Source organism: Pusillimonas sp. (assembly GCF_035515275.1).
Taxonomy (GTDB): Bacteria; Pseudomonadota; Gammaproteobacteria; order Burkholderiales; family Burkholderiaceae_B; genus Pusillimonas.
Genome location: NZ_DATJBQ010000052.1, coordinates 1 through 24,006 on the forward strand (window position 1 = coordinate 1; position 24,006 = coordinate 24,006).

The 24,006-nt window shown below is 58.4% G+C and carries 23 protein-coding genes and 2 pseudogenes; 19 read left to right on the forward strand and 6 right to left on the reverse strand.

Translation table 11 applies throughout. From position 1 onward, the window contains the following. The 8 genes and pseudogenes from VL003_RS03600 to VL003_RS13430 form a co-directional block, all read left to right on the forward strand. Positions 1-444 (forward strand): ABC transporter permease subunit (locus tag VL003_RS03600; RefSeq protein ID WP_414708230.1); only part of this gene is annotated, 444 nt, incomplete at its 5' end. Next, positions 444-1,448 carry a branched-chain amino acid ABC transporter permease gene (locus VL003_RS03605; RefSeq protein WP_325439660.1) on the forward strand — a complete coding sequence of 335 codons (1,005 nt, stop codon included), beginning with the start codon at positions 444-446 and terminating at the stop codon, positions 1,446-1,448. The genes VL003_RS03600 and VL003_RS03605, both read left to right, overlap by 1 nt. Further along, positions 1,445-2,170, forward strand: a complete 726-nt coding sequence (locus VL003_RS03610) for an ABC transporter ATP-binding protein (RefSeq protein ID WP_325439662.1) — start codon at positions 1,445-1,447, stop codon at positions 2,168-2,170. The genes VL003_RS03605 and VL003_RS03610 overlap by 4 nt, the downstream gene beginning before the upstream one ends. Beyond that, on the forward strand, positions 2,167-2,898 hold the full coding sequence (locus VL003_RS03615; protein WP_325439664.1) for an ABC transporter ATP-binding protein: 732 nt from the start codon (positions 2,167-2,169) through the stop codon (positions 2,896-2,898). Before VL003_RS03610 ends, VL003_RS03615 begins: the two co-directional genes overlap by 4 nt. 59 nt (positions 2,899-2,957) lie before the next feature. Then, complete coding sequence (locus VL003_RS03620) at positions 2,958-4,343, forward strand: amidase (protein ID WP_325439666.1); 1,386 nt, start codon at positions 2,958-2,960, stop codon at positions 4,341-4,343. A 75-nt stretch (positions 4,344-4,418) separates the two neighbouring features. After that, on the forward strand, positions 4,419-5,294 hold the full coding sequence (locus VL003_RS03625) for a helix-turn-helix domain-containing protein (protein ID WP_325439668.1): 876 nt from the start codon (positions 4,419-4,421) through the stop codon (positions 5,292-5,294). A 151-nt stretch (positions 5,295-5,445) separates the two neighbouring features. Continuing rightward, positions 5,446-5,964, forward strand: coding sequence for a MarR family winged helix-turn-helix transcriptional regulator (locus VL003_RS03630; RefSeq protein ID WP_325439670.1), 519 nt, complete (start codon positions 5,446-5,448; stop codon positions 5,962-5,964). Positions 5,965-6,052: 88 nt separating this feature from the next. Continuing rightward, positions 6,053-6,328 (forward strand): annotated as a pseudogene (locus tag VL003_RS13430) (Rieske 2Fe-2S domain-containing protein); the annotation flags it as partial. Here the strand turns inward: VL003_RS13430 and VL003_RS13435 are convergent. Beyond that, a pseudogene (locus tag VL003_RS13435) lies at positions 6,215-6,520 on the reverse strand (hypothetical protein); the annotation flags it as partial. The pseudogenes VL003_RS13430 and VL003_RS13435 sit on opposite strands and share 114 nt — an antisense overlap. Here VL003_RS13435 and VL003_RS03635 point away from each other — a divergent pair. The 6 genes from VL003_RS03635 (at position 6,401) to VL003_RS03660 (ending at position 11,766) form a co-directional block, all read left to right on the forward strand. Next, positions 6,401-7,099: a hypothetical protein gene (locus tag VL003_RS03635; RefSeq protein WP_414708231.1), complete on the forward strand. Its 699-nt coding sequence runs from the start codon at positions 6,401-6,403 to the stop codon at positions 7,097-7,099. The pseudogene VL003_RS13435 and the gene VL003_RS03635 sit on opposite strands and share 120 nt — an antisense overlap. A gap of 76 nt (positions 7,100-7,175) precedes the next feature. Beyond that, complete coding sequence (locus tag VL003_RS03640; RefSeq protein ID WP_325439674.1) at positions 7,176-8,132, forward strand: PDR/VanB family oxidoreductase; 957 nt, start codon at positions 7,176-7,178, stop codon at positions 8,130-8,132. A 287-nt stretch (positions 8,133-8,419) separates the two neighbouring features. Continuing rightward, entirely contained in the window at positions 8,420-9,286 is an 867-nt protein-coding gene (locus VL003_RS03645) for a branched-chain amino acid ABC transporter permease (protein ID WP_325439676.1), read from the forward strand. Further along, positions 9,283-10,311, forward strand: coding sequence for a branched-chain amino acid ABC transporter permease (locus VL003_RS03650; protein WP_325439678.1), 1,029 nt, complete (start codon positions 9,283-9,285; stop codon positions 10,309-10,311). The genes VL003_RS03645 and VL003_RS03650 overlap by 4 nt, the downstream gene beginning before the upstream one ends. Further along, complete coding sequence (locus VL003_RS03655) at positions 10,308-11,060, forward strand: ABC transporter ATP-binding protein (protein WP_325439680.1); 753 nt, start codon at positions 10,308-10,310, stop codon at positions 11,058-11,060. The genes VL003_RS03650 and VL003_RS03655 overlap by 4 nt, the downstream gene beginning before the upstream one ends. Beyond that, positions 11,053-11,766 (forward strand): ABC transporter ATP-binding protein, encoded by a 714-nt coding sequence (locus VL003_RS03660; RefSeq protein ID WP_325439682.1) that lies wholly within the window; start codon positions 11,053-11,055, stop codon positions 11,764-11,766. Before VL003_RS03655 ends, VL003_RS03660 begins: the two co-directional genes overlap by 8 nt. An 88-nt stretch (positions 11,767-11,854) precedes the next feature. Here the strand turns inward: VL003_RS03660 and VL003_RS03665 are convergent, their stop codons facing one another. Beyond that, positions 11,855-14,725: a bifunctional diguanylate cyclase/phosphodiesterase gene (locus tag VL003_RS03665; RefSeq protein ID WP_325439684.1), complete on the reverse strand. Its 2,871-nt coding sequence runs from the start codon at positions 14,723-14,725 to the stop codon at positions 11,855-11,857. A gap of 305 nt (positions 14,726-15,030) precedes the next feature. Between VL003_RS03665 and VL003_RS03670 the strand changes: the two genes are divergently transcribed. Then, positions 15,031-15,834, forward strand: coding sequence for a mechanosensitive ion channel family protein (locus VL003_RS03670; RefSeq protein ID WP_325439686.1), 804 nt, complete (start codon positions 15,031-15,033; stop codon positions 15,832-15,834). Between the two features lie 50 nt (positions 15,835-15,884). Here the strand turns inward: VL003_RS03670 and VL003_RS03675 are convergent, their stop codons facing one another. Then, positions 15,885-16,688, reverse strand: coding sequence for an RNA methyltransferase (locus VL003_RS03675; RefSeq protein WP_325439688.1), 804 nt, complete (start codon positions 16,686-16,688; stop codon positions 15,885-15,887). A 58-nt stretch (positions 16,689-16,746) separates the two neighbouring features. Between VL003_RS03675 and VL003_RS03680 the strand changes: the two genes are divergently transcribed. The 3 genes from VL003_RS03680 to VL003_RS03690 all read left to right on the forward strand — a co-directional run bounded on the left by VL003_RS03680 (position 16,747) and on the right by VL003_RS03690 (position 20,137). Beyond that, complete coding sequence (locus tag VL003_RS03680; RefSeq protein ID WP_325439690.1) at positions 16,747-17,532, forward strand: inositol monophosphatase family protein; 786 nt, start codon at positions 16,747-16,749, stop codon at positions 17,530-17,532. Positions 17,533-17,609: 77 nt separating this feature from the next. Beyond that, positions 17,610-19,193 (forward strand): TerC family protein, encoded by a 1,584-nt coding sequence (locus tag VL003_RS03685; protein WP_325439692.1) that lies wholly within the window; start codon positions 17,610-17,612, stop codon positions 19,191-19,193. A gap of 95 nt (positions 19,194-19,288) precedes the next feature. Next, entirely contained in the window at positions 19,289-20,137 is an 849-nt protein-coding gene (locus VL003_RS03690) for an undecaprenyl-diphosphate phosphatase (RefSeq protein ID WP_325439694.1), read from the forward strand. A gap of 26 nt (positions 20,138-20,163) precedes the next feature. Here the strand turns inward: VL003_RS03690 and VL003_RS03695 are convergent, their stop codons facing one another. From VL003_RS03695 to VL003_RS03705, 3 genes are all read right to left on the reverse strand, one after another. Then, positions 20,164-20,931 (reverse strand): UDP-2,3-diacylglucosamine diphosphatase, encoded by a 768-nt coding sequence (locus VL003_RS03695; RefSeq protein ID WP_325439696.1) that lies wholly within the window; start codon positions 20,929-20,931, stop codon positions 20,164-20,166. Continuing rightward, positions 20,924-21,433 carry a peptidylprolyl isomerase gene (locus tag VL003_RS03700; RefSeq protein ID WP_325439698.1) on the reverse strand — a complete coding sequence of 170 codons (510 nt, stop codon included), beginning with the start codon at positions 21,431-21,433 and terminating at the stop codon, positions 20,924-20,926. The genes VL003_RS03695 and VL003_RS03700 overlap by 8 nt, the downstream gene beginning before the upstream one ends. A 164-nt stretch (positions 21,434-21,597) precedes the next feature. Beyond that, entirely contained in the window at positions 21,598-22,362 is a 765-nt protein-coding gene (locus VL003_RS03705) for a tetratricopeptide repeat protein (RefSeq protein WP_325439700.1), read from the reverse strand. A gap of 184 nt (positions 22,363-22,546) precedes the next feature. On the opposite strand from VL003_RS03705, the gene cysS reads away from it, so the two are divergent. Continuing rightward, positions 22,547-23,998, forward strand: coding sequence for a cysteine--tRNA ligase (cysS, locus tag VL003_RS03710; RefSeq protein ID WP_325439702.1), 1,452 nt, complete (start codon positions 22,547-22,549; stop codon positions 23,996-23,998). Positions 23,999-24,006: the final 8 nt, after the last annotated feature.

The window sequence follows — 24,006 nt, forward strand, 5'->3', positions numbered from 1 at the left end:
ATTGGGGTGGCCGTGGCGTTGGGCCTGGTGTTGTACCTGTTGCTGCGCCATACGCCTTTCGGGCTGATTGCCCGCGGCACCATGCAAAGCGCTCCCATGGCCTCGGCTCTGGGGGTCAATGTCAAGCGTGTGTATTCCATCACCTTCGGTATCGGTGCGGCGGTGTCGGGTCTGGCCGGCGCGGTCTTTGCGCCCTTGACCGGGGTATTGCCCATCAGCGGCCTTACCTATATTGCCAAGGCGTTCATAACGGTCATCTTGGGCGGTGCATTGCCGCTTACCGGGTCGGCTCTGTCGTCGGCGCTGTTGGGTACGGTCAGCCAAATCACCACATTTCTCAGTACGTCGGTATTTGGCGAGGTCATGCTGCTGGTCACTGCCATCGTGTTATTGCGCGTGTTGCCCTCGGGCATTACCGGCAGGTTTTTCAAGCGGGGCATCTGATGCGCGAACTGGTAAGCCCGGCGTTCTGGCTGTCGGCCCTGGCGGCCCTGATACTGATATTTGTCGTTCCCCTGGTGGCCGAGGTCTACACGCTATATAACTTTACGGTGTTTGCCGTACTGGCCATGCTGGCGTTAAGCCTGGGTTTGGTGTGGGGCATGGGCGGCATACTGGCGCTGGGGCAGTCGGCATTTTTTGGCATAGGCGCCTATGTTTACGCATTGCTGGCGGTCAATCTTGGCGACAGCACCTGGGCGGTGCTTGCGGCTGTAATTGTTCCCGCCGCTGTGGCGGTGCTTATCGGGTATTTCACGTTCTTCGGCCGCATCAGCGACGTTTACTTTGCCGTCATTTCCCTAACCATTCCGCTGATCCTGCTCAGCCTCATCAACAGCGCCTCGGGGCCAGCGTATCAGTTCGGCAAGGCGCATCTGGGCGGCTACAACGGTATTCCAGCGGTGCCGCCGCTAAACAACCCGTTCAATCCAGCCCACGTGTTCTCATTTGAAGGCATGTACTACGTAGCGGCCCTGGCTCTGCTGCTGGTCTACCTGGGCCTGCGTGTGCTGGTCGCGGGGCGCTTTGGCCGGGTGGTCGAGGCCATACGCGAAAACGAGCTGCGAGCCGAGCTTTTGGGCTACGACGTGCGGTACTACAAATTAGGTGTGTTCTGCATCGGCGCCGCCATCGCCGGCTTGGCCGGCGCTTTTTACGCCGCCTGGGGAGCGTCGGTGGGGCCTACCGTATTTTCGCTTTCATTTACCGCGCAGGCGGTGGTATGGGTACTGTTCGGTGGCTTGGGCACCTTGCTCGGGCCCATTGTGGGGTGTTTTCTGGTGCAGGGGCTTTCCACCTGGCTCGGCAGCGTCTCGCGCGTCAGCCCTGAAATCGCGCTTGGCACGCTGTTTATTGTGGCGGTGCTGCTGGTGCCCAACGGCATCGTGCCGGCCATTCGCAATCGCTTACGCGCTCGGCCGGCGCGTATTCCTACAGGCGCCCCATGAGCATTATTCTTCAGACGCACGAGCTGTGGCGCACCTTTGGCGGGGTGGCGGCGGTGGCGGGGGTTGATTTTGAACTCCGCGAGGGCGAACTACGCTGCCTCATCGGCGCCAACGGCGCCGGCAAAAGCACTTTTTTCAAGATGCTGACGGGGCAACTCAAGCCGACTTCGGGCCGCATCAGCTTGTACGGCAAAGACATTACCGGTTTGCCTTCGTTTGCCATTGCCCGCATGGGCGTCGGTATAAAGACCCAGGTGCCCAATCTGTTCAACGGCCTTAGCGTGCGTGAAAACCTGCTGGTCGCCGCACGTTACGGCATGACCGCACGGCAGGCGGCCGAAGCCGTCGATTCCATGCTTGATCGCATCCAAATGGCATCGCAGGCGCATATTCCTGCCGGCAGCCTGGCGCATGGGCATCGGCAATGGGTCGAGCTTGGCATGATCCTCATCAACGACCCAAAGTTGGTGCTGCTTGACGAACCCGCTGCCGGCATGACAGCCGGCGAAGTTGAGCGAACCATTGCTTTGCTGCAAGACATGCGCGGCACACGCAGCTTCATCATCGTCGAGCACGACATGCATTTCATACGACGCATTGCCGAAAGGGTCACGGTGTTTCATCGTGGTCGGGTGCTGGTTGAAGACACCATGGACGCTGTTGTGCGCAACTCCGAGGTGCGCCAGGCTTACCTGGGGCAGCATGGCCGGGAGGCGCGATGAACACCAGCAAAGCATTGCTTGATGTCCAGGGCTTGTCGGCCGGATACGGGGCGATACCTGTGTTGCGCACTGTGCAGTTTCAGGTCAAGGCCGGCGAAATCGTGGGGGTGCTGGGGCACAACGGCATGGGCAAGACCACCCTCATGAAGGCATTGGTGGGGCATATTCCCAGCTCGGGGGGCAGGGTAGTGCTGGCTGAGCGCGACATTACCCATTACCCGACCCACAAGCGGGCGCGTCTGGGCATGGGTTATGTCTCGCAGGGTCGAGACATATTCGGCTCACTTACAGTGCGCGAAAACCTGGCCATCGGGGCCGCCGCCGTGGGCCTGGACCGTAACGCGGCCGTCGAGCAGGCGGTTAACGAGTTCCCTATTCTGGGCGGCTTGCTTGAGCGCAAGGGTGGGGCGCTTAGCGGCGGAGAGCAACAGATACTGGCGCTTGCTCGTGCCTTGTGCGGCAACCCCCGCTTACTGCTGCTTGACGAACCCACCGAGGGCATACAGCCCTCCATCGTCGACGAAATCGAAGATTATCTGGTGCGCCGTGCCAATGAAACCGCGCTGGCTGTGTTGGTTGTCGAGCAAGACATCGGTTTCATCGCCGCCATGGCTTCCCGGGTACTGTGGCTGCAAAAAGGCACCATTATCAAAGAGATCGACCCGGCCCTTCTTTCCGACCCCGACACGGTGGGCGAGTTCGCAGGGCTTGAGGGCAAGGTCGATTAAGTTTAGCCTTTGGGCATAAATGCCCTGTAGCGCATAGGCATTCATAACAGGAGACAAGCATGAAGGACGACTTGTGGCGTCTCACCGCCACCCGTATGCGCGAGCTCGTGGCCGCTCGCACAATCAGCCGCGAAGAACTGATGCGTTCCCACCTTGCCCGTATCGAGCAAGTCAACCCCAAACTGAATGCGCTGGTCGAATTGCGGGCCGATGCGGCCCTGGCCGAGGCGCGCCAGGCCGATGCCCATCATCAGGCGCGCGCAAGCCTGCCTCTCGACGGTATTCCCATCAGCATCAAAGAACACTACGACGTGCAGGGCATGAAGCACACCGAAGGCTTGCCGGCCTGGGCCGACCGCCGCTCACCCTCCGACGAAGTGGTGGTGCAACGTTTGCGAGAGGCCGGCGCCATTGTGGTCGGAAAGGCCAACCAGCCCGACCTGCAGATACGCTGGAACACCATCAGTCATCTGTATGGGGCCACGCTTAACCCGCGCAACACCTCGTTAAGTGCCGGAGGCTCATCAGGCGGCGACGCGGCCGCGGTTGCGTCGGGCATGGCACCTTTGGGCATGGGGCTTGATTATGGTGGCTCGATTCGCGTGCCTGCCACATTCTGCGGTATTTACGGTTTAAGGCCCTCGGCCGGTAGAACCCCTGCTGCGCCTACGCTGCCGCCGTTCGACGGCCCCCCCACGGTCGACCTCATGTCCTGCATCGGCCCCATGGCGCGGTGCGTCGAAGACCTTCAGCTGGTATACGAAGTCATTGCCGGCCCGCATTGGGCCGATCCGGCGACCGTGCCCGTACCGCTTGCGGGCGATGGGCCAAACACAGGGCGCCCGCGCATTGCCCGCATGCTCGACGAGACCGGCGCTCTGGTCTCACCTGAAGTGGCCGCCCGGCTTGATGAGACCGCTCGCATGCTGGCCGATGCCGGCTACGAGGTCGTCGATGCGGCTATCCCCAATGCGCGACGTGCGCCCGAGCTTTGGGCCGAGATCATCGGCACAGAACTGCTGCAAACCGGCATGCCTGAATTCGGGCATTTGCTGGGCGAAAGCAATCGTCAGCATATCGAGGCGATGTTTGGTATCTACAACCTGGGCTCTGAGGTCCGCCGCTACATCCAGGCGTTTATAGAAAGGCGGCAGCTTCAGCGCGAGGTGGCGCAATGGATGCAAGATCATCCACTGGTGCTGTGTCCGGTTGCCGGCATGGACACCCCGGCTCTGGATTTTGACCACATGCTTGATCGCGCACGAACCCAACGGCTGTTTGATCAGATGCGCAATATACCGTGGGTCAATCTGCTGGGGCTTCCCAGTGTGGCCTTGCCCAATGGAATGCAGATTGTGGCGCGGCGCTTCCACGAGGCGCAGGCACTCGAGGCCGCTTCGGTCGCTCAAAAGGTGATCGGGGCGGCGTCTGTTGCCGAGCCATGAACAGCGGCGCAAGGGTAGGCGGGCCGGGCGTGAACGCCGCGCCGCGCGCGGTGTGTTGTCGCCTCGGGTAACGCGATGGAAGGGCCGCCGTTCATTCACTACGACGGGCGTATGCCGGGCGGCGAGTTTCGTTTCGTGCATGTCGAAACCATCTCCACCCGCATCCGCAAATACAACTGGGAGCTCTTCCCCCATCGCCACCGAGACTTATTCCAGGCGGTGCTGGTTCAATCCGGCCAGGGGCATGTCAGCTTCGATCTGGGTGAGCAGGCTTTTTGTGCACCTGCTCTGGTCTTGGTGCCTTCGCTCGTCGTGCACAGCTTTCGCTATGCGCCCCGATCTTCGGGGGGCGTGCTGACCATCTCCGACGCCTACGTGCGCGAGCTGGTCGAGTTCTCGGGCGAAACGTTGCTTGAATCAATTCTTGCGCAGCCTCAGGTCGTCGATCTGAAGGACCACCCGACAATGTTGCATGACGTCAGTTCCGCCATGGAGGTCATCGCTGCGCCGCGCGCTGAAGCTTCGCGGGGCGGGGGCGCCATGTTGTCGGCCAGTGTGTTGCGCATACTGGGGCATCTGGCCCAGTTTTTTCGGGATCGTCCTGGGCAAGGCTTCGACATGCTGGGGCGGCGGCAGCTTTATGATCAGTTCCGCGCGCTGCTGGAAGTACATTTTCTTGAGCAGTTGTCGGTGGCTCGTTATGCTGAAATGCTTTCGGTCAACGAGCGCACCTTGCATCGGGCCTGTCGCGAAGTCGCGGGCGAATCGCCCAAGAAAATCGCACATCGGCGCATGGTGCTGGAAAGCCAGCGGCTGCTGCTGTATTCAGCCATGTCAGTGGGCGAGATCTCATACCACCTGGGTTTCAAGGACCCATCCAACTTCAGCCGATTTTTTGTCGAGCACGTCAGAGAATCGCCGATTATGTTTCGTCGCGCCCGTTTGGGTTGACCGGTTTTTTTGCTGTAGAGAGCGTATTCGTCAGCCGTATCCGGGGCTATAAATTTGTCGTCTCTGGGTTCAGGGTCTCGTTCAGTTTGAAAGTTGCAAGAGGTTGCTAGAATAAGCACAACAAGCATTCAAGCATGAACGAGACAAATCAATGAGCAAAGAGGCAGCCGATCAGGCCCCGACTGATCTTTACACGCAACCAGGGCACCTGTTACGGCGCGCCCACCAAATTTCGGCGTCTATTTTTCATGATGAGTTAGGCGCAAAGCTTACGCCTATTCAATATGCGGTTTTGCGCACACTTGTCGAGTATCCGGGTGTCGACCAGGTAACACTCGCGGGGCTTGTGGCGATTGACACATCCACGGCTGCCAGCGTGGCGATTCGGCTCGAGGAAAAGAAACTACTGGTCAGGTATCTTGACCCCAACAACAGGCGTCAGCGCGCGTTGTATGTTACCGACGCCGGCCAAGAACTCCTGCAAAGCACCGTCCCCGGCATCTCGCGGCTGCACCACCGCATCTTCGAAGGCTTCAGCGCGCAAGAGCAAGAGCAGTTCATGGTATTGCTGAACAAGCTTGTGCAGATCAATAACCTGAAAAGTCGCGCCCCGTTTTCCCAGCCCAAACCTGGCTCGCCAGAGCCGGCTGCCGAGCAGCCCGAAATCTAGGGTTATCCCGTGTTGCGCCAGGAACTCACAGCAGTAAAATCCAGTTATAGATTCAGTGCACTGAATGTGCTTACCCAGTGAGGCAACCATGTTTCCGAAAAACACCTGGTACGTAGCCTGTACCCCCGACGAAATCGAGTCCAAACCGCTTGGGCGGCAAATTTGCGGCGAGCGTATTGCGTTTTACCGCGGCCACGAAGGCAAGGTCTGTGCGGTCGAGGATTTCTGCCCGCATCGTGGCGCGGCCTTGTCCCTGGGCTATGTTGAAGGCGGTAATCTGGTGTGTGGCTACCATGGCCTGGTCATGGGCTGCGACGGTAAAACGGTGTCCATGCCCATGCAGCGGGTGGGGGGCTTTCCGTGTGTAAAAAGCTATCCGGTCTTTGAGCGATACGGTTTTATCTGGGTATGGCCCGGCGAGGCCTCCCTGGCCGATGTGTCGCTCATTCCTCATCTCGAGTGGGCTGAAAGCCCTCAGTGGGCTTATGGCGGGGGCTTGTATCACATCAACTGCGATTACCGCCTCATGATCGACAACCTCATGGACCTGACGCACGAAACCTACGTTCACACCACCAGCATCGGTCAAGACGAAATCGACGAATCGCCTGTCCATACAAAGGTCGAGGGCAACACGGTCATTACCAGCCGCTATATGGAGAAAATCATCGCGCCGCCCTTTTGGCGCGCGGCCTTGCGCTACAATGACCTCGCCGACGATGTGCCGGTCGATCGTTGGCAGATCTCGCGCTTCACACCGCCCAGCCATATTCTTATCGACGTGGGCGTGGCGCACGCCGGAAAGGGCGGCTTCGATGCTGATCCCGCCTACAAGGCGGCAGCCATCGTGGTCGACTTCATTACCCCCGAAACTGAAACCTCACACTGGTACTTCTGGGGCATGGCGCGCAGCTTCAAGCCGCAAGATGTTGAATTAACCAAGGCAATCCGCGACGGACAGGGTAAAATATTTGCCGAAGATCTCGAGGTGCTAGAGTCGCAGCAGCGCAACCTCAAGGCTTACCCCGACCGTCGTCTGCTTATGCTCAATATCGATACGGGTGGCGTACAATCACGTCGCATCATCGATCGCATGGTGCAGGCCGAACAGCAGCAAGCCGCCGAGCCCGCCTGATACATCAATCAAAGATTGCGGGCCGGTACTCCGGCCCGCAGCAATGCGGGCAGAACCGCAAACGTAGATCATTTCTATGAGTCAACTCACTGTCAAAGTCGTCAATAAGGTACAGGAAGCCGAAGAAATCGTCAGCTTGGAACTGGCCAGCACCGATGGCAAACCGCTGCCTTCCTTTAGCGCCGGCGCTCATGTCGACGTCAACATCCGAGAAGGGCTTGTTCGCCAGTATTCCCTGCTCAACGATTCTTCCGAGCAGCATCGATACATTATTGGTGTGCTGCGCGACCCTGAATCACGGGGCGGCTCCATTGCCGTTCACGATGAAATCAAACAGGGCGACATCATTACCATCAGCACGCCCAAGAACCACTTCGAACTCGTCCAGGCCAAGCGCTCTTTGCTGTTTGCCGGCGGCATCGGTGTCACGCCCATCTTGTGCATGGCGCGTCGCTTGAGTCACATCGGCGCCGATTTCGAAATGCATTACAACTCGCGCACTCCCGAGCGCATGGCTTTCCGCGAGGCCATCCAAAGCTCGCCGTTTGCCGACAAAGTGCAGTTTCACTTCGATAACGGCGACGACAGTCAAAAGCTCAATCTGGGCCCCCTGCTGGCTAATCCGCAGCCTGACACGCATATATATGTGTGCGGCCCCACCGGCTATATCGATTTTGTCGTCAATACCGCCAAGCAGGCCGGCTGGCCGTCCGAGCGCATCCACCTCGAATACTTCGGCGCCGCCGAAGTCGACACCAGTGGTGACACGTCGTTCGAGGTCAAAATTGCCAGCACGGGCCAGGTGTTCAGCATTCCGGCCGACAAGCCCATTACCCAGGTCCTGGACGACGCGGGCGTCTTCATCCCCGTGTCGTGCGAAGAGGGGGTTTGCGGCACCTGTCTTACCCGGGTGCTCGAAGGCACGCCCGATCATCGCGATCTTTATCTTACCGACGCCGAGCACGCAGCCAACGATCAGTTCACACCGTGCTGTTCGCGCTCCAAGAGCCCCATGCTGGTGCTTGATATCTAGGGGTAAAAGGTATAGTTTTGTCAATTGGCCCCGCCCGGCGCGGGGCTGTCCTTGCTAGGTTTCCGGACGCGTAACCGGTAGTTCGACAGCATTAACGCAACAAGCACAGAAGCTTTCAGTTCCAGGGCAGGGGCCTTGAACCCCTCCCGAGAAGGCGTCTGTGTCTCGTTACAGCGATTCTGGTTCTGATACTTTTAGTTATTTTCAACAATGGGGAGTGAATTCATCATGCCGCATAGATATGCCCAAAGCGGGATTGCGTTCCGCTGGTGCACAGGGTGGCCGCCATGCTAGGAAATTTTCTTGGCGTCTTGTTCGACGGCGTTGCCTACGGTGCCCTGCTATTTTTGATAAGTGTGGGGCTTTCGGTAACCATGGGCCTCATGAACTTCATCAACCTGGCGCATGGCGCGTTTGCCATGGTGGGTGGTTATGTGGCGGTCGAGCTCATGAACCGCCTGGGCGTGCCGTTTTTGGTCACCTTGCCTGCCGCATTCCTTAGCGCCGCCATCGTCGGCTTCGTACTCGAGCGTACTTTGTATCGGCGCCTTTATCGTGCCAATCACCTCGATCAGGTGCTCTTTTCCATCGGCATCACCTTCATGGTGGTGGCTGCAGGCATTTATGTCTGGGGCCCTTCGCAACAGCCGGTGCATCTGCCCGAGTGGTTGCGCGGACAAGTCTCGGTCTTTGGCGTCGGTCTGGGTATTTACCGTCTGTTCCTGATTGCCGTCGTCGTTGCCGTTACCTTCTGCTTGTATCTGCTCATTGAACGTACCCGTCTGGGTGCGCAGATTCGCGCCTCGGTCGATAACCAAGAGGCATCGGCGGGGCTGGGTATCAACGTCAGTCGGGTCTTCAGCCTAACCTTCGCCCTGGGCTCAGGCCTGGCGGGCCTGGGCGGCGGCTTGGGTATCGACGTACTCGGTCTGGACCCCACCTTCCCGTTCAAGTACATGGTGTACTTCCTTATTGTCGTTGCCGTAGGCGGCGCGGGCACCATCACCGGGCCTTTGCTGGCTGCCATCGTGCTTGGCGTGTTCGACGTGGCGGGTAAGTACTATGTGCCATCCGTCGGGGCGTTCGTCATCTACGCATTGATGGTCGTGCTGCTCATTCTCTTCCCCTCCGGACTCATCTCGAGGCGTTCATGACGAAATCAATTCTTTCTTCGCTGTCCATTTCGGACAAGCTGCCGGTGCCACGCGTACCCAACGCAAGCTGGAGCAAGTACGAAATTATTTTCTGGCTGCTGCCTTTCGTGGCGTTCTTCCTGTTCAAGGGCTACTTGGTCCTTGCCAGCCAGATCATGATTCTCGGCCTGTTCGCGCTCTCGCTTGACCTCATCCTGGGTTACGCGGGCGTTGTGTCCCTGGGGCACGCGGCGTTTTTCGGTTTGGGAGCCTACACCGCGGGTCTGCTCTCGGTTCATGGCTGGGGCGAGCCCATCAGCGGCATGCTGCTTGGCGCCATCGTGGCCGCCATATTCGGTTTTTTAACCAGCTTCCTGGTTGTACGGGGGCACGATCTTACGCGCCTTATGGTCACCCTGGGCATTTGTCTGATGCTCTACGAGGCCGCCAATAAGGCCGCCTTCATCACAGGAGGCGTCGACGGCTTGTGGGGCATCCAGATGTGGCCGCTGCTGGGCATGTTCGAGTTCGACCTGCAAGGCAATACCGGTTTCTTCTACAGCTTCGCGGTGTTGTTCGTTGTGTTCGTACTGGTGCGTCGCATTGCGCGTTCCACCTTCGGCCTCAGCCTTATCGGCATCCGCGAAGGCGGCAAGCGCATGCCTGCTATCGGTACCGACATTAATCGACGCCTGATCGTCGTGTATACCTTGGGTGCGGGTATTGCGGGTATTGCGGGTGCCTTGCTGGCGCAAACGACGCAATTCGTGGGGCTTGACTCGCTGGGATTCCTGCGGTCTGCCGACTTGCTCATTATTCTGGTGCTGGGCGGTACGGGCCGGCTTTATGGCGCGCTGATCGGCGCACTGGTCTTCATGATCGCGCAGGACCAAATCGCCAATATCAATCCCGTGTACTGGCAATTCTGGATCGGTCTGTTCCTGGTCATTATTGTCATGGTGGGTCGTGGCGGCATTCTGGGTGCGGTGGACGCCTGGCGTGAGCGTCGTCGCGCCCGGGCAGCAAACGTAGGAGGCCAGGCATGAGCACAACACTACGCACCGAAGGCATTACCAAAGAGTGGGGCGCCTTCAGGGCCAATTCAGACATCACCCTGAAGTTCGAGCCGGGTAGCCGTCATGCCATCATCGGCCCTAACGGGGCGGGTAAGACCACCCTGATCAATCTTCTGACGGGTGCCTTGCAGCCCACATCGGGTCAGGTGTTCTACGGCGATCAAGACATTACCGCTCGCCCTCAGCACGAACGCGTCAAACTGGGCATGACACGCACGTTCCAGATCAATACCTTGTTTCTGGGGCTGACCGTACTTGAATCGGTCGTGCTGGTGATCAGTGAACGCGAAGGCTTGTACCGCAATTGGTTCCGTACAGTTGCCCAACAGCCCGAAGCGATTCAAGAGGCGATTGAACTGCTTTCAACGCTAAGGCTCGATCAAGACATCAACACCGTCACGCGCAATTTGCCATACGGCAAGCAGCGCCTGGTCGAGATCGCCCTGGCGTTGGCCACAAAACCCAAAGTGCTGCTGCTCGACGAGCCGGCCGCCGGTATTCCGTCTACCGACAGCGCCGAACTTTTCGAGGTTATTTCGCAGCTGCCCCGCGACGTCACCGTGGTGTTTATCGAGCACGACATGGGGCTGGTGTTCCGTTTTGCCGAGCGCATTACGGTGCTGGTGGGGGGAGCGGTTCTAACCGAAGGCACTCCGGCCGAGATCGCGGCCGATGACCGTGTCAAGAAAGTTTATTTGGGCGAGGCGGCGCATGACTAGCAACAGAAAAGATCTGCTCGTACTCGAGCACGTGACCGCAGGGTACGGCGAGGCCGTGGTTCTTGAAGACATCTCGCTGACCATTCAGGAAGGCGAGAGCCTGGCATTGCTGGGCCGCAACGGCATGGGCAAGACCACGCTGTTGCTGACCATGATGGGCTTGACGCAATTGCATAAAGGTAAATTGTCGTGGCGTGGTAACGACATTACCAACCTTACCACCTATAAGCGGGCTCAGGCGGGTCTGGGTTGGGTGCCTCAAGAGCGTCATATGTATCCCTCGTTGTCGGTCGAAGAGCACCTGACCGTGGTGGCGCGTCCTGGTGACTGGAACGTTAAAAAGATATTTCAGCTGTTCCCGCGCCTTGAAGAGCGTCGTAACAATATGGGCAACCAGTTGTCGGGTGGCGAGCAGCAGATGCTGGCCATTGCCCGGGCGCTAATGGTCAACCCGCGTCTGTTGCTGCTTGACGAGCCGATGGAAGGGCTTGCTCCCATCATTGTCCAAGAGCTGCTTAACGTGGTAGACCGCCTGGTCAAAGAAAGCGGCCTGTCGGTCATTATTGTCGAGCAACATGCACGCATGGCGCTCAAGCTTACCGAGCGCGCCATTGTCCTTGACCGTGGACGCATCGTGCACGATTCTCCCAGCCAGGAGTTGTTGGACGACGACGCCAAGCTGCAAAAGTTGGTTGCGGTCGCATAAGCGGGGCGCGGTACTGCCCCAAAACCCTGTATAGACAGGGTTGCCCCAAAGGTCGAACCTGGTTTCGCCTTTGGGGTTTTTTTTGTGCTCAGCAGTGGTTGTCTTCGAGCCAGGAGCCGGCGTCAGCGGCGGGAATAGGTCTGGAGATCAAATAGCCCTGGGCAAAGTCGCAGCCCAGCTGCAGCAGCCTTATCAGGCTTTGCTGGTCTTCGACGCCCTCGGCAGTGACACTGACCTTCAGGTTATGGGCCAGACCAATAATCGAGTCGACAATGGTCTGGCTTTCTTTATTGCTGTCCAGCTCGCGAATGAACGATTGGTCGATCTTGAGGTTGTCGACCGGCAGTTTGTGCAGATACGAGAGCGACGAGTGGCCGGTGCCGAAATCGTCTATGGCGATGCGCACGCCGTTCGCGCGTATGCGATGCAGCACATTCATTGAGCGGCTTGCATCGACCATGAATGCGCTTTCGGTGATCTCGACCTCAAGATAATGAGCGGGCAGGTTGTGCCGGGTGAGCAGGGTCTGGATTTGCGTCGGGAAGTCTGGGTTGAGCAGGTTTCGGGACGAAACGTTGACACTGACACTTGTGGGATGACCTTTGTTATGCCAGAGGCGGCATTGCCCCAATGCCTGGTCAAGCACCCATAAGGTAAGCGGATGGATTACGTCGCTGAACTCTGCAACCGGCATGAAGTGCCCGGGCGGTATCAGGCCTTTTTCGGGGTGGCGCCAGCGCAGCAGCGCTTCGAAACCCACCGTACGGCGCCGACGCAGGCTGATTTGCGGTTGATAGTGCAAAAATAACTGGCCCGAATCCAGTGCATGGCGCAGATCAGACAGCAGCAACAGCCGGTTCGGCGTGCGTTCATGGCGTGTTGCATCGTATACGGCGAATCCGCTGCCTTCGCGCTCGGCCCGGTGCATGGCACTATCGGCGTGGCGCATCAGCCCCTCGACCTCTGTGCTCGATGTCGGATACACGGCAATACCTATGCTCGCGCTAATCTGGATTTCGGTACCGTCAAGCGAGATCGGCCGCCGCACCTCGTTAAGGATTTCCTGAACGATATCCTGTATGGGGCTGCTCAACGCGTCTTCAGCAAATAAAAACGTAAATTCGTCATCGCTGGAACGGCCGATTTCGCCGGCCGAACCCATGAGACTGGACAACCGCGTTGCCACGGTGCGCAGCAAGTCATCGCCATAACGGTGGCCCAGCGTGCTGTTGAGCTCTTTGAAACCATGCAAGGTAAGGCTAAGCACGTACAGCTGCTGATTGCCTGAGGCCGCCGCCTCGATCGCTGCTTCGATGCGTTCGGCGAATACTTCGCGCTTATACAGGCCGGTCAATACGTCGTGGCGTGATTGATATCTCAGGGCCTCGTAGTGGCGGTTGTGCTCAATAGCCATTGAGGCAACTTCGGTTGCCATCTTGCTAAGTTGAAGCTCTTCGATGCCGGGGGTTCCGGGTTTACGGTAATACACGGCCAAGGCGCCCACCACTTTCTCATCGGCGGTGACAATAGGATGAGACCAGCAGGCGTAAAGGTCGTTACCCAGTGCAATGTCGCGTATGGGCTCCCACGAAGGGTCGGCAGCGATGTCGGGGGTGACCACCAACTGGTTATTGGCGATAGCGCGACCACACGTGCCCACAGTTGGGTCGCAAACCATTTGCTTTATCGCTTCGACGTAGTGGTCGGGTAGTGAGGGCGCAATGCACGATTGAATGTGGACGCCATCAGTTGCCAATAGAATAATCGAGACCAGGCCGCCTTCAATTTGATTCTGGGTTACATGAGCCAGGGCGTTCAGGGTGTCGTCCAGCGGCCGGTTTCGCGCGATCATCTGCAGGATTTTGTTCTGCCCCTGCTGGCGCTGCAGCGATCGCTCCCATTGGGATTCTTGTCGGCCTATCGCTTGCGCCATATGATCAAGCTGCCTGGCAATATCGGTAAACTCCTGGCCCGACACCATATGCGCCACGCGCGTGGAAAACTTGCCTTCGCTTAGCCGCTTTGCGGCAGTAGACAGGTACCGCACGTTGCGGCCTACGATGGTCTGTATACCCACCCAACCCAGAACCAGCGTAAGCAGTGCCAGTAACAGGGCCAGGGTGCCGCTTATCCAAAGGGTGCGGTATATATTTTCAAGCGCGGTGTCGGTGGGGTGCTGATAAACCACCGTCAGGGCCCTGGGGTCTGCATCGGTGCCCGTACTGGCGTGACTGACAAGCCATTCGCTGCCGTCGCGGCGTTTGAGTACTGCGGATTTCTTCTGGTTACTTTGCAGCAATTCGAGCAGTGCGACATCGCTCAAGGCTTGGCCGGTAGTAATGTCGGGTCGCGGCGGGACGCTGTTAAGCACCACGCCGTTACGGTCCAGTATGGTGATGCTCGATTGGTCGGTGTGTTGCAAGGCATGGCGAGCCCGCACCATCGCGGTAATGTCCATCGAGGCATATAGCACCGCCCACGGCTGCCCATCCGGGGAACGCAGGGCCTGCGCCACCAGGATCACCGGTTTGCCCGATATGCGGCCCACATGATATTGGCTGACGACCATGCCGGGCTCGTGCAGGGCGCGCTGGAAATAATCGCGATCAAAAAAGCCGGTTTCCTGCAGAGTTTCAGGCGAGCGCAGGCCCGAACACATGCTTCTACCTGAAGGCGACATGAGGCCGATGTCGTGGTATCCGATTTGCTCGCTGAGCAAATTGCGCATGAACACATGGCATTGGCCCCAATCGCCTGCACGAACAAGCGGCATGTGCGAAATGGTCTGGAACATGGCTCGCGTGCTGCTGAACAGCCAGCTTTCATCGTGGGCGGCCAGTTGCACGAACCGCTCGGCACTTTCGGTACTGTACTCCGTAAGGTAATCGCGCTGCTGGTAGACGTAGAAGATCAGCCCTGCAAACGAAGGGATGACGGCAACGCATATTACGAGGAACATGCGTATGTAAATGTTCTTAAAAGCTTTTTTGCGCCAAGCCATTGCTCGGGCTCTCCCTGAAGACCGGCTTCGCCACGGCCAAGTAACGCTATTGTAGGTATGTTAACGGCTTGTTGGCGCGAAGATTGAGTGTATACGAGCCATTTGCTGGCGAGATAAGCTGCTTGTTTTGTGTCTAGTTTGCGCAAGTGTCGGTAAAAAAACAAAAATACTGGGCTATCAAGCAGTTTTCCAGTGGGTTATCCACAATATCTGGGGACAACATTTTCTTGGCGTCTCGATCGGACAGCGATATTATGCTCGCCATGAATGAAGCTTTAGGTACATGGGCGCCCTGGCTGGCTCACTTCGAAGGCGTAATTTTGCGGCTTGCCGTGGCGGCGCTGATTTTCGGTGTCGGATGGGCTGTTTCGGTCATTGCCGGCAGGGCCGTGCGCAAGTTGGCGCTTCGCTCCAATCGGGTCGACCCCACCATTGTTCCAATGGCCCACACCGTTACGGTATGGGCCATACGGATCATTGTGCTCATTGCCACCCTGGCCCAGTTGGGTGTGCAAACGGCCAGCATTATTGCGGTGTTGGGCGCGGCCGGATTGGCTATTGGGCTGGCGCTGCAGGGCACCTTGCAAAATATCGCTGCGGGCATCATGTTGCTTGCCTTGCGGCCGCTGCGAGCCGGCGAGACGGTGTCGGTGGTGGGCAAGGCGGACGGCACTGTAGAAGAGGTGGGCTTGTTTCTAACCCAATTCCGTCAGGCGGATGGCACGCAAGTTACCCTACCCAACAGCCTCGTGTGGGGTAACCCCATCATCAACTTCAGCCGCAACGGTACGCGGCGTATAGACGTTCAGGTCGGAATTCTTTTCGACCAAGACGTCGCCGCTGCCCTCGAGGCCGCGCGTACGCTTATCAATAATCATCCTGGCGTTCTAGATACGCCGGCACCCGCCGCATACGTGGGTGAAAGTCGCCTGAATACGGTGGTCATCGGCGTTCAAGCATGGTCCTTGGCCGGCAACTACGGGCCCTTGCTAAACGATATCCGGCGTGATCTTCCGGGCGCCCTGCAGGCGGCAGGCATTCGCCTGCCTGCCGAGTTCAGGGGCTGAATGCCTGCTTGTACCAATGGTGGCGCCGGCTATGGCGTGATAGGCCGTAGTTAGCGATCGTGATTTGCCGCCTTGATCATCGCCGTACACACGCCCCGCATCATGTCCACTTCGTCGTTCGAAAGTTGGTTGCGCGTAAATAAATGCCTCATGCGGGGCATGAGCTTCTTGGGATGCGAGGGGTTGAGGAATTCGATTGAAACCAGGGCTTGTTCCCAGTGCGCCATGAAGGCCAGTATCTTGTCGTTGGTTGCCGGCAGGCTACCGCTTGACGTGCCCTGTTTGCCGGTTGACGGTACAAGAGGTTGGCTCGAGTCGCTGATCAGTGCGTAGCGAAGCTCCCAGGCCGCCAATTGCAATGCTTGCGCTACGTTGAGCGAGCTGTACTGGGGGTTGGCCGGAATATGGCAAATACGCTGACAACGGTCGATGTCTTCATTGGTCAGGCCCGAACGTTCGGTGCCCAGCACCATGGCAACGCGCGTGTTCTGGTGCATATGTAGATGGTCGCGGCCCGCCTCGGCGGCTTGACGTATGTCACACACGATGGGGCCAAGGTCGCGTGGCCGGGCCGTTAGTGCGAAAGCCAGGGTCGTGCCGGCCAGCGCGGCCGAAAGCGTGTCGAACGTTTGGGCCTGGGCCAGGACATCGCCTGCGCCGCTGGCCAGCGCCTGGGCCTCGGGCTGGCTGGTCATGTCGTCATGGCGTGGGGCTACCAGGCACAACCTTTGAAAGCCCATGGTCTTGATGGCGCGGGCGGCTGCGCCGACGTTTCCGGGGTGACTCGGGCGAACCATAATGAAGTCGATGCGCTCAAAAGTTGAGGTCGCATGGTCTGGGGGAAAAGGGCTCATTTAGAACAATCTGCCGGTGTCATTTAAAATAGGCGGTTTAAAGGTAATACGGACATTTATGCACCCCATGCTCAACACCGCCATTAAGGCGGCACGCCGCGCCGGCTCTATCATTAACCGGGCCGGCCTCGACCTGGAACGCTTGCAAGTGGCGCGCAAGGGGCCCAAGGATTATGTCACGGAAGTCGATCACGCCGTCGAAGCAGCGATTATCGATGTGCTGCGCACCGCCTACCCCGACCACGCATTTCTGGGCGAAGAAACGGGTGCGCATCCGGCCCCGGACGGCAAGGCCGAGCCCGAGTATCAATGGATTATCGACCCACTCGACGGCACCACCAATTTCATTCATGGGTTTCCGGTTTATGCCGTGTCGATCGCCCTTGCGCATCGCGGGCAGGTTACGCAAGCCGTTATTTTCGACCCCAGCCGCAACGAGCTGTTCACAGCCAGTCGCGGTGGCGGCGCCTTCCTGAATGACCGCCGCATTCGGGTCTCTGGACAAACCCGCTACCATGACGCGCTGATCGGAGCCCATGTGCCACGTTCGGCCAGCGACCTTACCGTAGCAGCACGCTTTTCCGACTTGCTGAGCCATTGCGCCAGCGCACGGCGCATGGGCGCAACGGTTCTCGACCTGGCTTATGTGGCCAGCGGGCGTATCGACGGGTTCTGCGGGCTCAACTTAAAGCGCTGGGACATGGCGGCAGGCAGCTTGCTGGTGCTGGAGGCGGGCGGGCTCATCGGCGACTTCGAGGGTGAGCAAGGTTGGATGCAATCGGGCAGCGTGCTGGCAGCCAGCCCTAAAATTTTTACGCAGATGCTTGCTCATCTGCAAGGCTGATGCAGTCAGGCACGTTCTGTTACGTGTTTGTCCTCAAAGACCTCTATGATTCTCCTACCGCTTAAAGGAGCTTGTTGATGGAATGGATGTTTGAGCCGGCGGCCTGGGTAGGTCTGGCCACGCTGGTGGTACTCGAGATTGTGCTGGGTATCGACAACCTCATTTTCATCGCAATTCTGGTTGACAAGCTGCCCCCGCACCAGCGAGACCGCGCGCGCATTATCGGCCTTTCGCTGGCGCTTATTATGCGTCTGGGGCTGCTTACAGTCATGTCGTGGCTGATCAAGCTGACCGAGCCCTTGTTTTCGGTGGCGGGGTTCGAGTTCTCGGGACGTGATCTCATCCTGATCATCGGGGGGTTCTTCCTGCTCTTCAAGGGCACGGTCGAACTGCATAATCGCATCGAAGGACACAACCAACACGGTACGGGTGAACGCCTGCAGGCCAGTTTCGGCCTTATCATCACTCAAATCGTCATTCTCGACGCGGTGTTTTCGCTGGACGCGGTCATTACGGCCGTCGGTATGGTGGACCACCTGCCGGTCATGATGATGGCGGTGGTCATTGCCATGGGGGTCATGCTTTTTGCTTCCAAGCCTCTTACCACCTTCGTCAATGCTCATCCAACCGTCGTGGTGCTGTGTCTCGGGTTCCTGCTTACCATCGGTTTTTCGCTGGTCGCCGAAGGCTTCGGCTTCCATATTCCGAAGGGCTATCTGTATGCAGCCATTGGTTTTTCGGTTCTGATCGAATCACTCAACCAGGTTGCCAGCCGAAACATGCGCCGCGTGGAGGCGCGTCGGCCTATGCGTGAGCGCACGGCCGAAGGCATCATGCTCATGCTGGGCAAGCGTCCGCTGGTCAGCCCTGAGCAGCCGGCGCACGAGCAGGAGCCTGCGCCGGCGCAACAAGTGTTCGGAGACGCCGAACGCAATATGGTCAGCGGCGTACTGACGCTGGCCGACCGAAGCATTCATTCGGTCATGACGCCGCGCAATGACATTACGTGGCTCAATCTTGAGGACGATGTCGAGACGCTTCGAGAGCAGCTTGCCGGTTCGCCCCATAGTTTCTTTCCCGTGTGTCGGGGTGCTTTGGACGAAGTTGTGGGCATTGGTCGGGCCAAAGAGCTTATTGCCGACCTGATCACTCACAGCACCATTCGCCTTTCGCGGCTGCGCGAACCCATTATTGTTCCCGAGTCCATAGGCATTCTAAAAGTCATGGAAACGCTCAAGCGAGCCAAAGGGCAACTGGTTCTGGTGACCAACGAGTTTGGCGCGATCGAAGGCGTGGTTACACCTATCGACGTCTTCGAAGCGATAGCGGGCGAGTTCCCCGACGAGGACGAACAGCCGGACATAGTGCCGATCGACGATAATCGATGGCGAGTCGATGGGGCGGCCGACCTTCATCATCTGGAACAGGTGCTGACCGCCGATGACCTGGTCGACGACGACGATGTGTACTCGACCTTGGCGGGGTATTTGCTCGAGCGTTTCGGGCATCTGCCCGAGGTCGGCGACAGCTGCGAGCTTGCGCAGCCACACGCCTCCTTCCGGTTTACGGTCGAACGCATCGAAGGGCGTCGCATCGCGACCGTACTGATCGAGCGCGCGCTGCTGACCGACCCCACGAAAGAAACGCATGAAGCCTCGTAGTGCTTCAGTGCTGTTCAACTAATTGTTTGTACCAGTCCGCTCCCGGCGCAGGTGGCACGAGCCGCCGCGATTGGGGGGCGCTTTAGCGAGAGGTTATGACGGAAACTGCGTGGTTCTATCTTAAGGCCCTTTTTTTAGGTGTTGTCGAGGGGCTGACCGAGTTCATACCGGTTTCAAGTACTGCTCACCTTCTTATTCTGGGCGACTGGATCAACTTTTCGTCGGGCGACAACAAGGTATACGAAGTAGTGATTCAGTTTGGCTCCATTCTGGCGGTCATGTGGATTTTTCGTGCCCGTCTGTGGCAACTGGGAACTGGCGTGGTCAGCGGCAAGCGCAGTGAACTGATGTTTGCCCGCAACCTTGCCGTGGCCTTTTTGCCCGCTGCGGTTATTGGGGCCCTGGCCATTGGGTTCATCAAGACCCTGTTTCATAACCCGGCGGTGTTCGTGTTTACCTTGATTGTGGGCGGCCTGATTATGTTATGGGTTGAACGCAGGCCGCAATATGCAAAAAATGCCGACGAAACCGTGGCGTCGCGCCATGCCACGGCCCATAGTCTGGAACAGATCAGCTGGCGACAGGCATTGATTGTGGGTTTGGCCCAATGCGTAGCCATGGTGCCAGGTACATCGCGTTCGGGCGCTACCATTATCGGTGGCATGCTCGCAGGCATACAGCGCAAAACGGCCACCGAATTTTCTTTTTTTCTGGCCATGCCCACCATGCTGGCCGCCACGGTATACGATTTTTACAAGCATGGCGGTGTATTGAACGACCAACAGTTAGTCGGTATTGCCATCGGTTTTGTTGCGGCGTTTGTCAGTGCCCTGATAGTGGTGCGTGCTGTCCTGAACTTTGTTTCGCGGCATACTTATCGCCCGTTTGCGTGGTACCGCATCGGTCTGGGCATTGTGGTGATGGCATGGCTGTACCTTCGTTAGGCTTTAAAGGCCGGCCGCTTTGACAATTACTGAACCAGTGGTTGCAAGCGTATGCCGTGGGTGTCGATAACCGCCCATCCGCCCCGGCTCGGTTCGTGGTCAAGATCCCAGTCGGGCAGCACTACGCGCAGGCGTTGCGCGCCGTCGACCCGCAGGCCGTGAACGGCAGGGCGGTGCGTATGTCCGTGAATCATCGCCGCGGCACCGCTATGGCGAAAAGCGTCTAATACCGCATCAGGTGTTACGTCCATTATTTCGGGGGCTTTTCCGCCATGCGAGGCCATGCTTCGGCGACGTGCCCATTCGGCAATGGCTTGTCGTCGTTCCAGACTTAGTCTTAAAAACACGCGTTGGATCCAGCCGGTGTGCACGATGCGTTTGAAGCGTTGATAACCCAGGTCGGCCGTGCAGTATTCGTCGCCATGGCTGACCAGCACGTGCCCCTGCGGGGTGTCAAGGCATACAGGGCCTTTGAGCAGCCTTGCGCCCAAATGGCTGGTCAGGCCGGGGCCGATCAGAAAGTCGCGATTGCCCCGACCCAGCCACACGGGTATGGCCTTGGCCGTGCGGGCAAGCGCAAGCAGCACCTCGTCGAGCCACGCAGGCGGGTCAGTCAGCGCCAGGTCGTCGCCTATCCAGGTGTCGAATATGTCGCCGCATAAAAACAAGGCATCCGCCTGGGCGCATGCCTGTTCAAGGAACTTCAGGAAAGCGTCTCGAGTATGCGGCGAGGCCGGCCCCAGATGCATGTCGGAGGCCAGCCACACCGTGCCCTGAACGGTGATGTTATTCAATGACGGTGGCTTTCTCGATAATCACGTCGTCGGTGGGCACGTCCTGGTGAAAGCCTTTGGTGCCGGTTTTGACGCCTTTGATCTGGTCAACGACTTCGGTGCCTTCGACAACTTCGCCGAACACAGCGTAGCCCCAGCCATTGGGGGTCGGAGACGTGAAGTTAAGGAAGTCGTTGTCGGAGACGTTGATGAAGAACTGTGCCGTAGCCGAATGCGGGTCGCTGGTGCGAGCCATGGCAAGGGTGTAGCGGTTGTTCTTCAAGCCGTTGTTGGCTTCGTTTTCGACAGCTTCGTTAGTGGATTTTTGCTTCATGCCCGGCTCGAAACCGCCGCCCTGGATCATGAAGTTGCTGATTACGCGATGGAAGATCGTGCCATCGTAAAAACCCTCTTTGACGTAAGTTAAGAAGTTTTCGACAGTTTTGGGTGCTTTCTCGGCATCGAGCTGGATGACCATGTCGCCCATGCTGGTCTGAAGTTTTACGCGTGGAGAGGTGCTCATGGATTGACCTTGTGTAGAAGTTGACGAAGCAGCCTGTGAGACTGCGCCCAAGCCAAAGACGAGGAGCGCGGCAAATGCCAGGCTGAAGACGCGTGCGGATGAAATTAGCGCACGTTGGATTAAAAATAGTGTGGACATGGCTTTAAACAAAATAAGAGCGGGGTTCAGGGGCGCAGGATCTCGGTGGTCTGTTCGGCGGCGCGATTTGCGCCGGGCTGCCCTTGGGCGCTTTGAAACGATTGCCGCGCCTGCATAAGTTGCACCCAACCCATGTTCGCGTGCGCTGCCGCATAGTTTGGATTGGCCGCCAATGCCATTTGCAGGGCGTCGTGAGCCATGTCGAGCTTGCCTTGTCGGGCGTACTCGACCGCCAGGTTGTTCCAGGGTTCGGGCAGCTCGGGAAACTTCGAGGTCATGTTAAGGTAGTGCTCAATAGCCTCGTTTGACCGGTTAAGCCCGGCCAACGCACGACCCCGCAAGAACAGCAGCTGAACGTCGTTGCCCATGGCCATTTCGGCCTGACGCTGGGCCATGCGCCGGTCAATGACATCAAGTGCTTCGGCGTATTGGCCGCGGTCCAGCATGGCACCAATGCGGTCGGTAATTTGCGAAGGCGTCATGGGTATCGAGGTGTCTACACCAGGGCTGGCGGCTTCGAGCAAGCGGGCAAGGCCTTTCCAGCCACCCTCGCGTGGCGTGGGGTCGTCGAACAGTTTTTCTCCGGGTGCGGGCGCTGCATGAAGCACTACCGTTGGGCCCAAATATTTGGCCGTGTTTACGCCGCTGGTATGGCCCGAGGCCTGCAACGAAGCGGTAAGGTCGACATTGGGAGTAAGGCCGGCCGCAGCCCTTTGGGCGTGCGCTACAGAGGCTGATGTCACGCCGGTGAACAGCAGCGCCATCGCCAGGATTTTTGTGTGTTGATGCACGGGCCGGGTACCTATGGGAAATAAATTGCTCGGGTAGTACAGCCTGCGGCAAAATGCCTACTTGCTATACTTGTCGACCGCCATTTTAGCCTTGGTTGGGGTTCGAACAAAACCCGGCCTGCCACCGAGAGCCCGGCACGCCGAAAGTTCCAACTAACGCTGGATAGATTTTTTTTGATTGGGCATGCTACACGTTTATAACACTCTTTCCCGTACCAAACAGCCGTTCACACCGGTTGAGCCGGGCCGCGTCCGCATGTATGTGTGCGGCATGACAGTCTACGATTTTTGCCATCTGGGCCATGCCCGGATGCTGGTCAGCTTCGACGTGATACAGCGTTGGTTGCGCGCCAGCGGCTATCAGGTCGAGTATGTTCGCAATATCACCGATATCGACGACAAGATCATCCGCAAAGCCGTCCAGACCAATAAACGCCTTGACGAGGTCACGGGCTTTTACATTGATGCCATGCACGCCGACGAGCATGCACTGGGCGTGCAAACACCCGATGCCGAGCCTCGCGCCACGCAGCATGTAGGCCAGATGCTCGACATTATTTCCAAGCTCGAAGACAAGGGCCTGGCGTATCAGTCCAGCGACGGCGACGTTAACTACGCGGTGCGCGCCTTTCCCGGTTACGGAAAATTGTCGGGCAAATCGCTTGACGACTTGCGTGCCGGCGAACGCGTTGCCGTGGCATCGGCCAAGCGCGACCCGCTCGATTTCGTGCTCTGGAAGGCGGCGAAACCCGAGGAACCTGACGAATCAAAATGGCAGTCGCCCTACGGTCTGGGGCGTCCCGGCTGGCACATCGAGTGCTCGGCCATGAGCAAGGCCCTGCTGGGTTTGCCGCTCGATATTCACGGTGGGGGGCCCGACCTTAAGTTTCCCCATCACGAAAACGAAATCGCCCAGACCGAGGGCGCTTTTGGCGGGGTGCTGGCCAATGTCTGGATGCATTGCGGGCCGTTAATGGTCGATGCCGACAAAATGTCCAAGTCGTTGGGCAACTTTCGCACCATCCGCGAAACCGTGGCAGCCCCGGGCGCGCTTTCCCCGGGCAAGCCTGCTTATCAGGCCAACCCGCGCGAGGCCGAGATGTTGCGTTTTTTTATCGTGCGCAACCACTACCGCAGTGTGCAAAATTACACGCCCGACAACCTGCGCGACGCACAGCATGCGCTTGATCGCTTGTATCAGACGCTGCATAACGTGGCACCCGAACAAGACGTCGAGCTCGATTGGAACCATCCTTCGGCGCAGGCTTTTCGCAGCGCCATGAACGACGACTTCAACACCTCGGGCGCTGTGGCTGTGCTGTTTGAACTGGCTTCTGAGGCAAATCGCAGCGGCTCGGGCCGAACTTCTGCCTTATTGCGTCACCTGGGCGATATTTTGGGCCTGCTCCAGGCCGAGCCGGCGCGATACTTGCAGTCGTCCAGTCGCTACCTTGGCGAGGGTGCTGTGCAGCAAGAGCTCGACGCCGACGCTATTCAGGGCTTGATCGACCAGCGCGCCGCCGCCAAACAGGCCCGCGACTTTGCCCTGGCCGATCGTATACGCGATCAGTTGCGCGAGTCGGGCGTCGAGCTCGAAGACAAGGTCGGTGGTCTTACCCAATGGCGCAGGGTCTGACGGGGCAA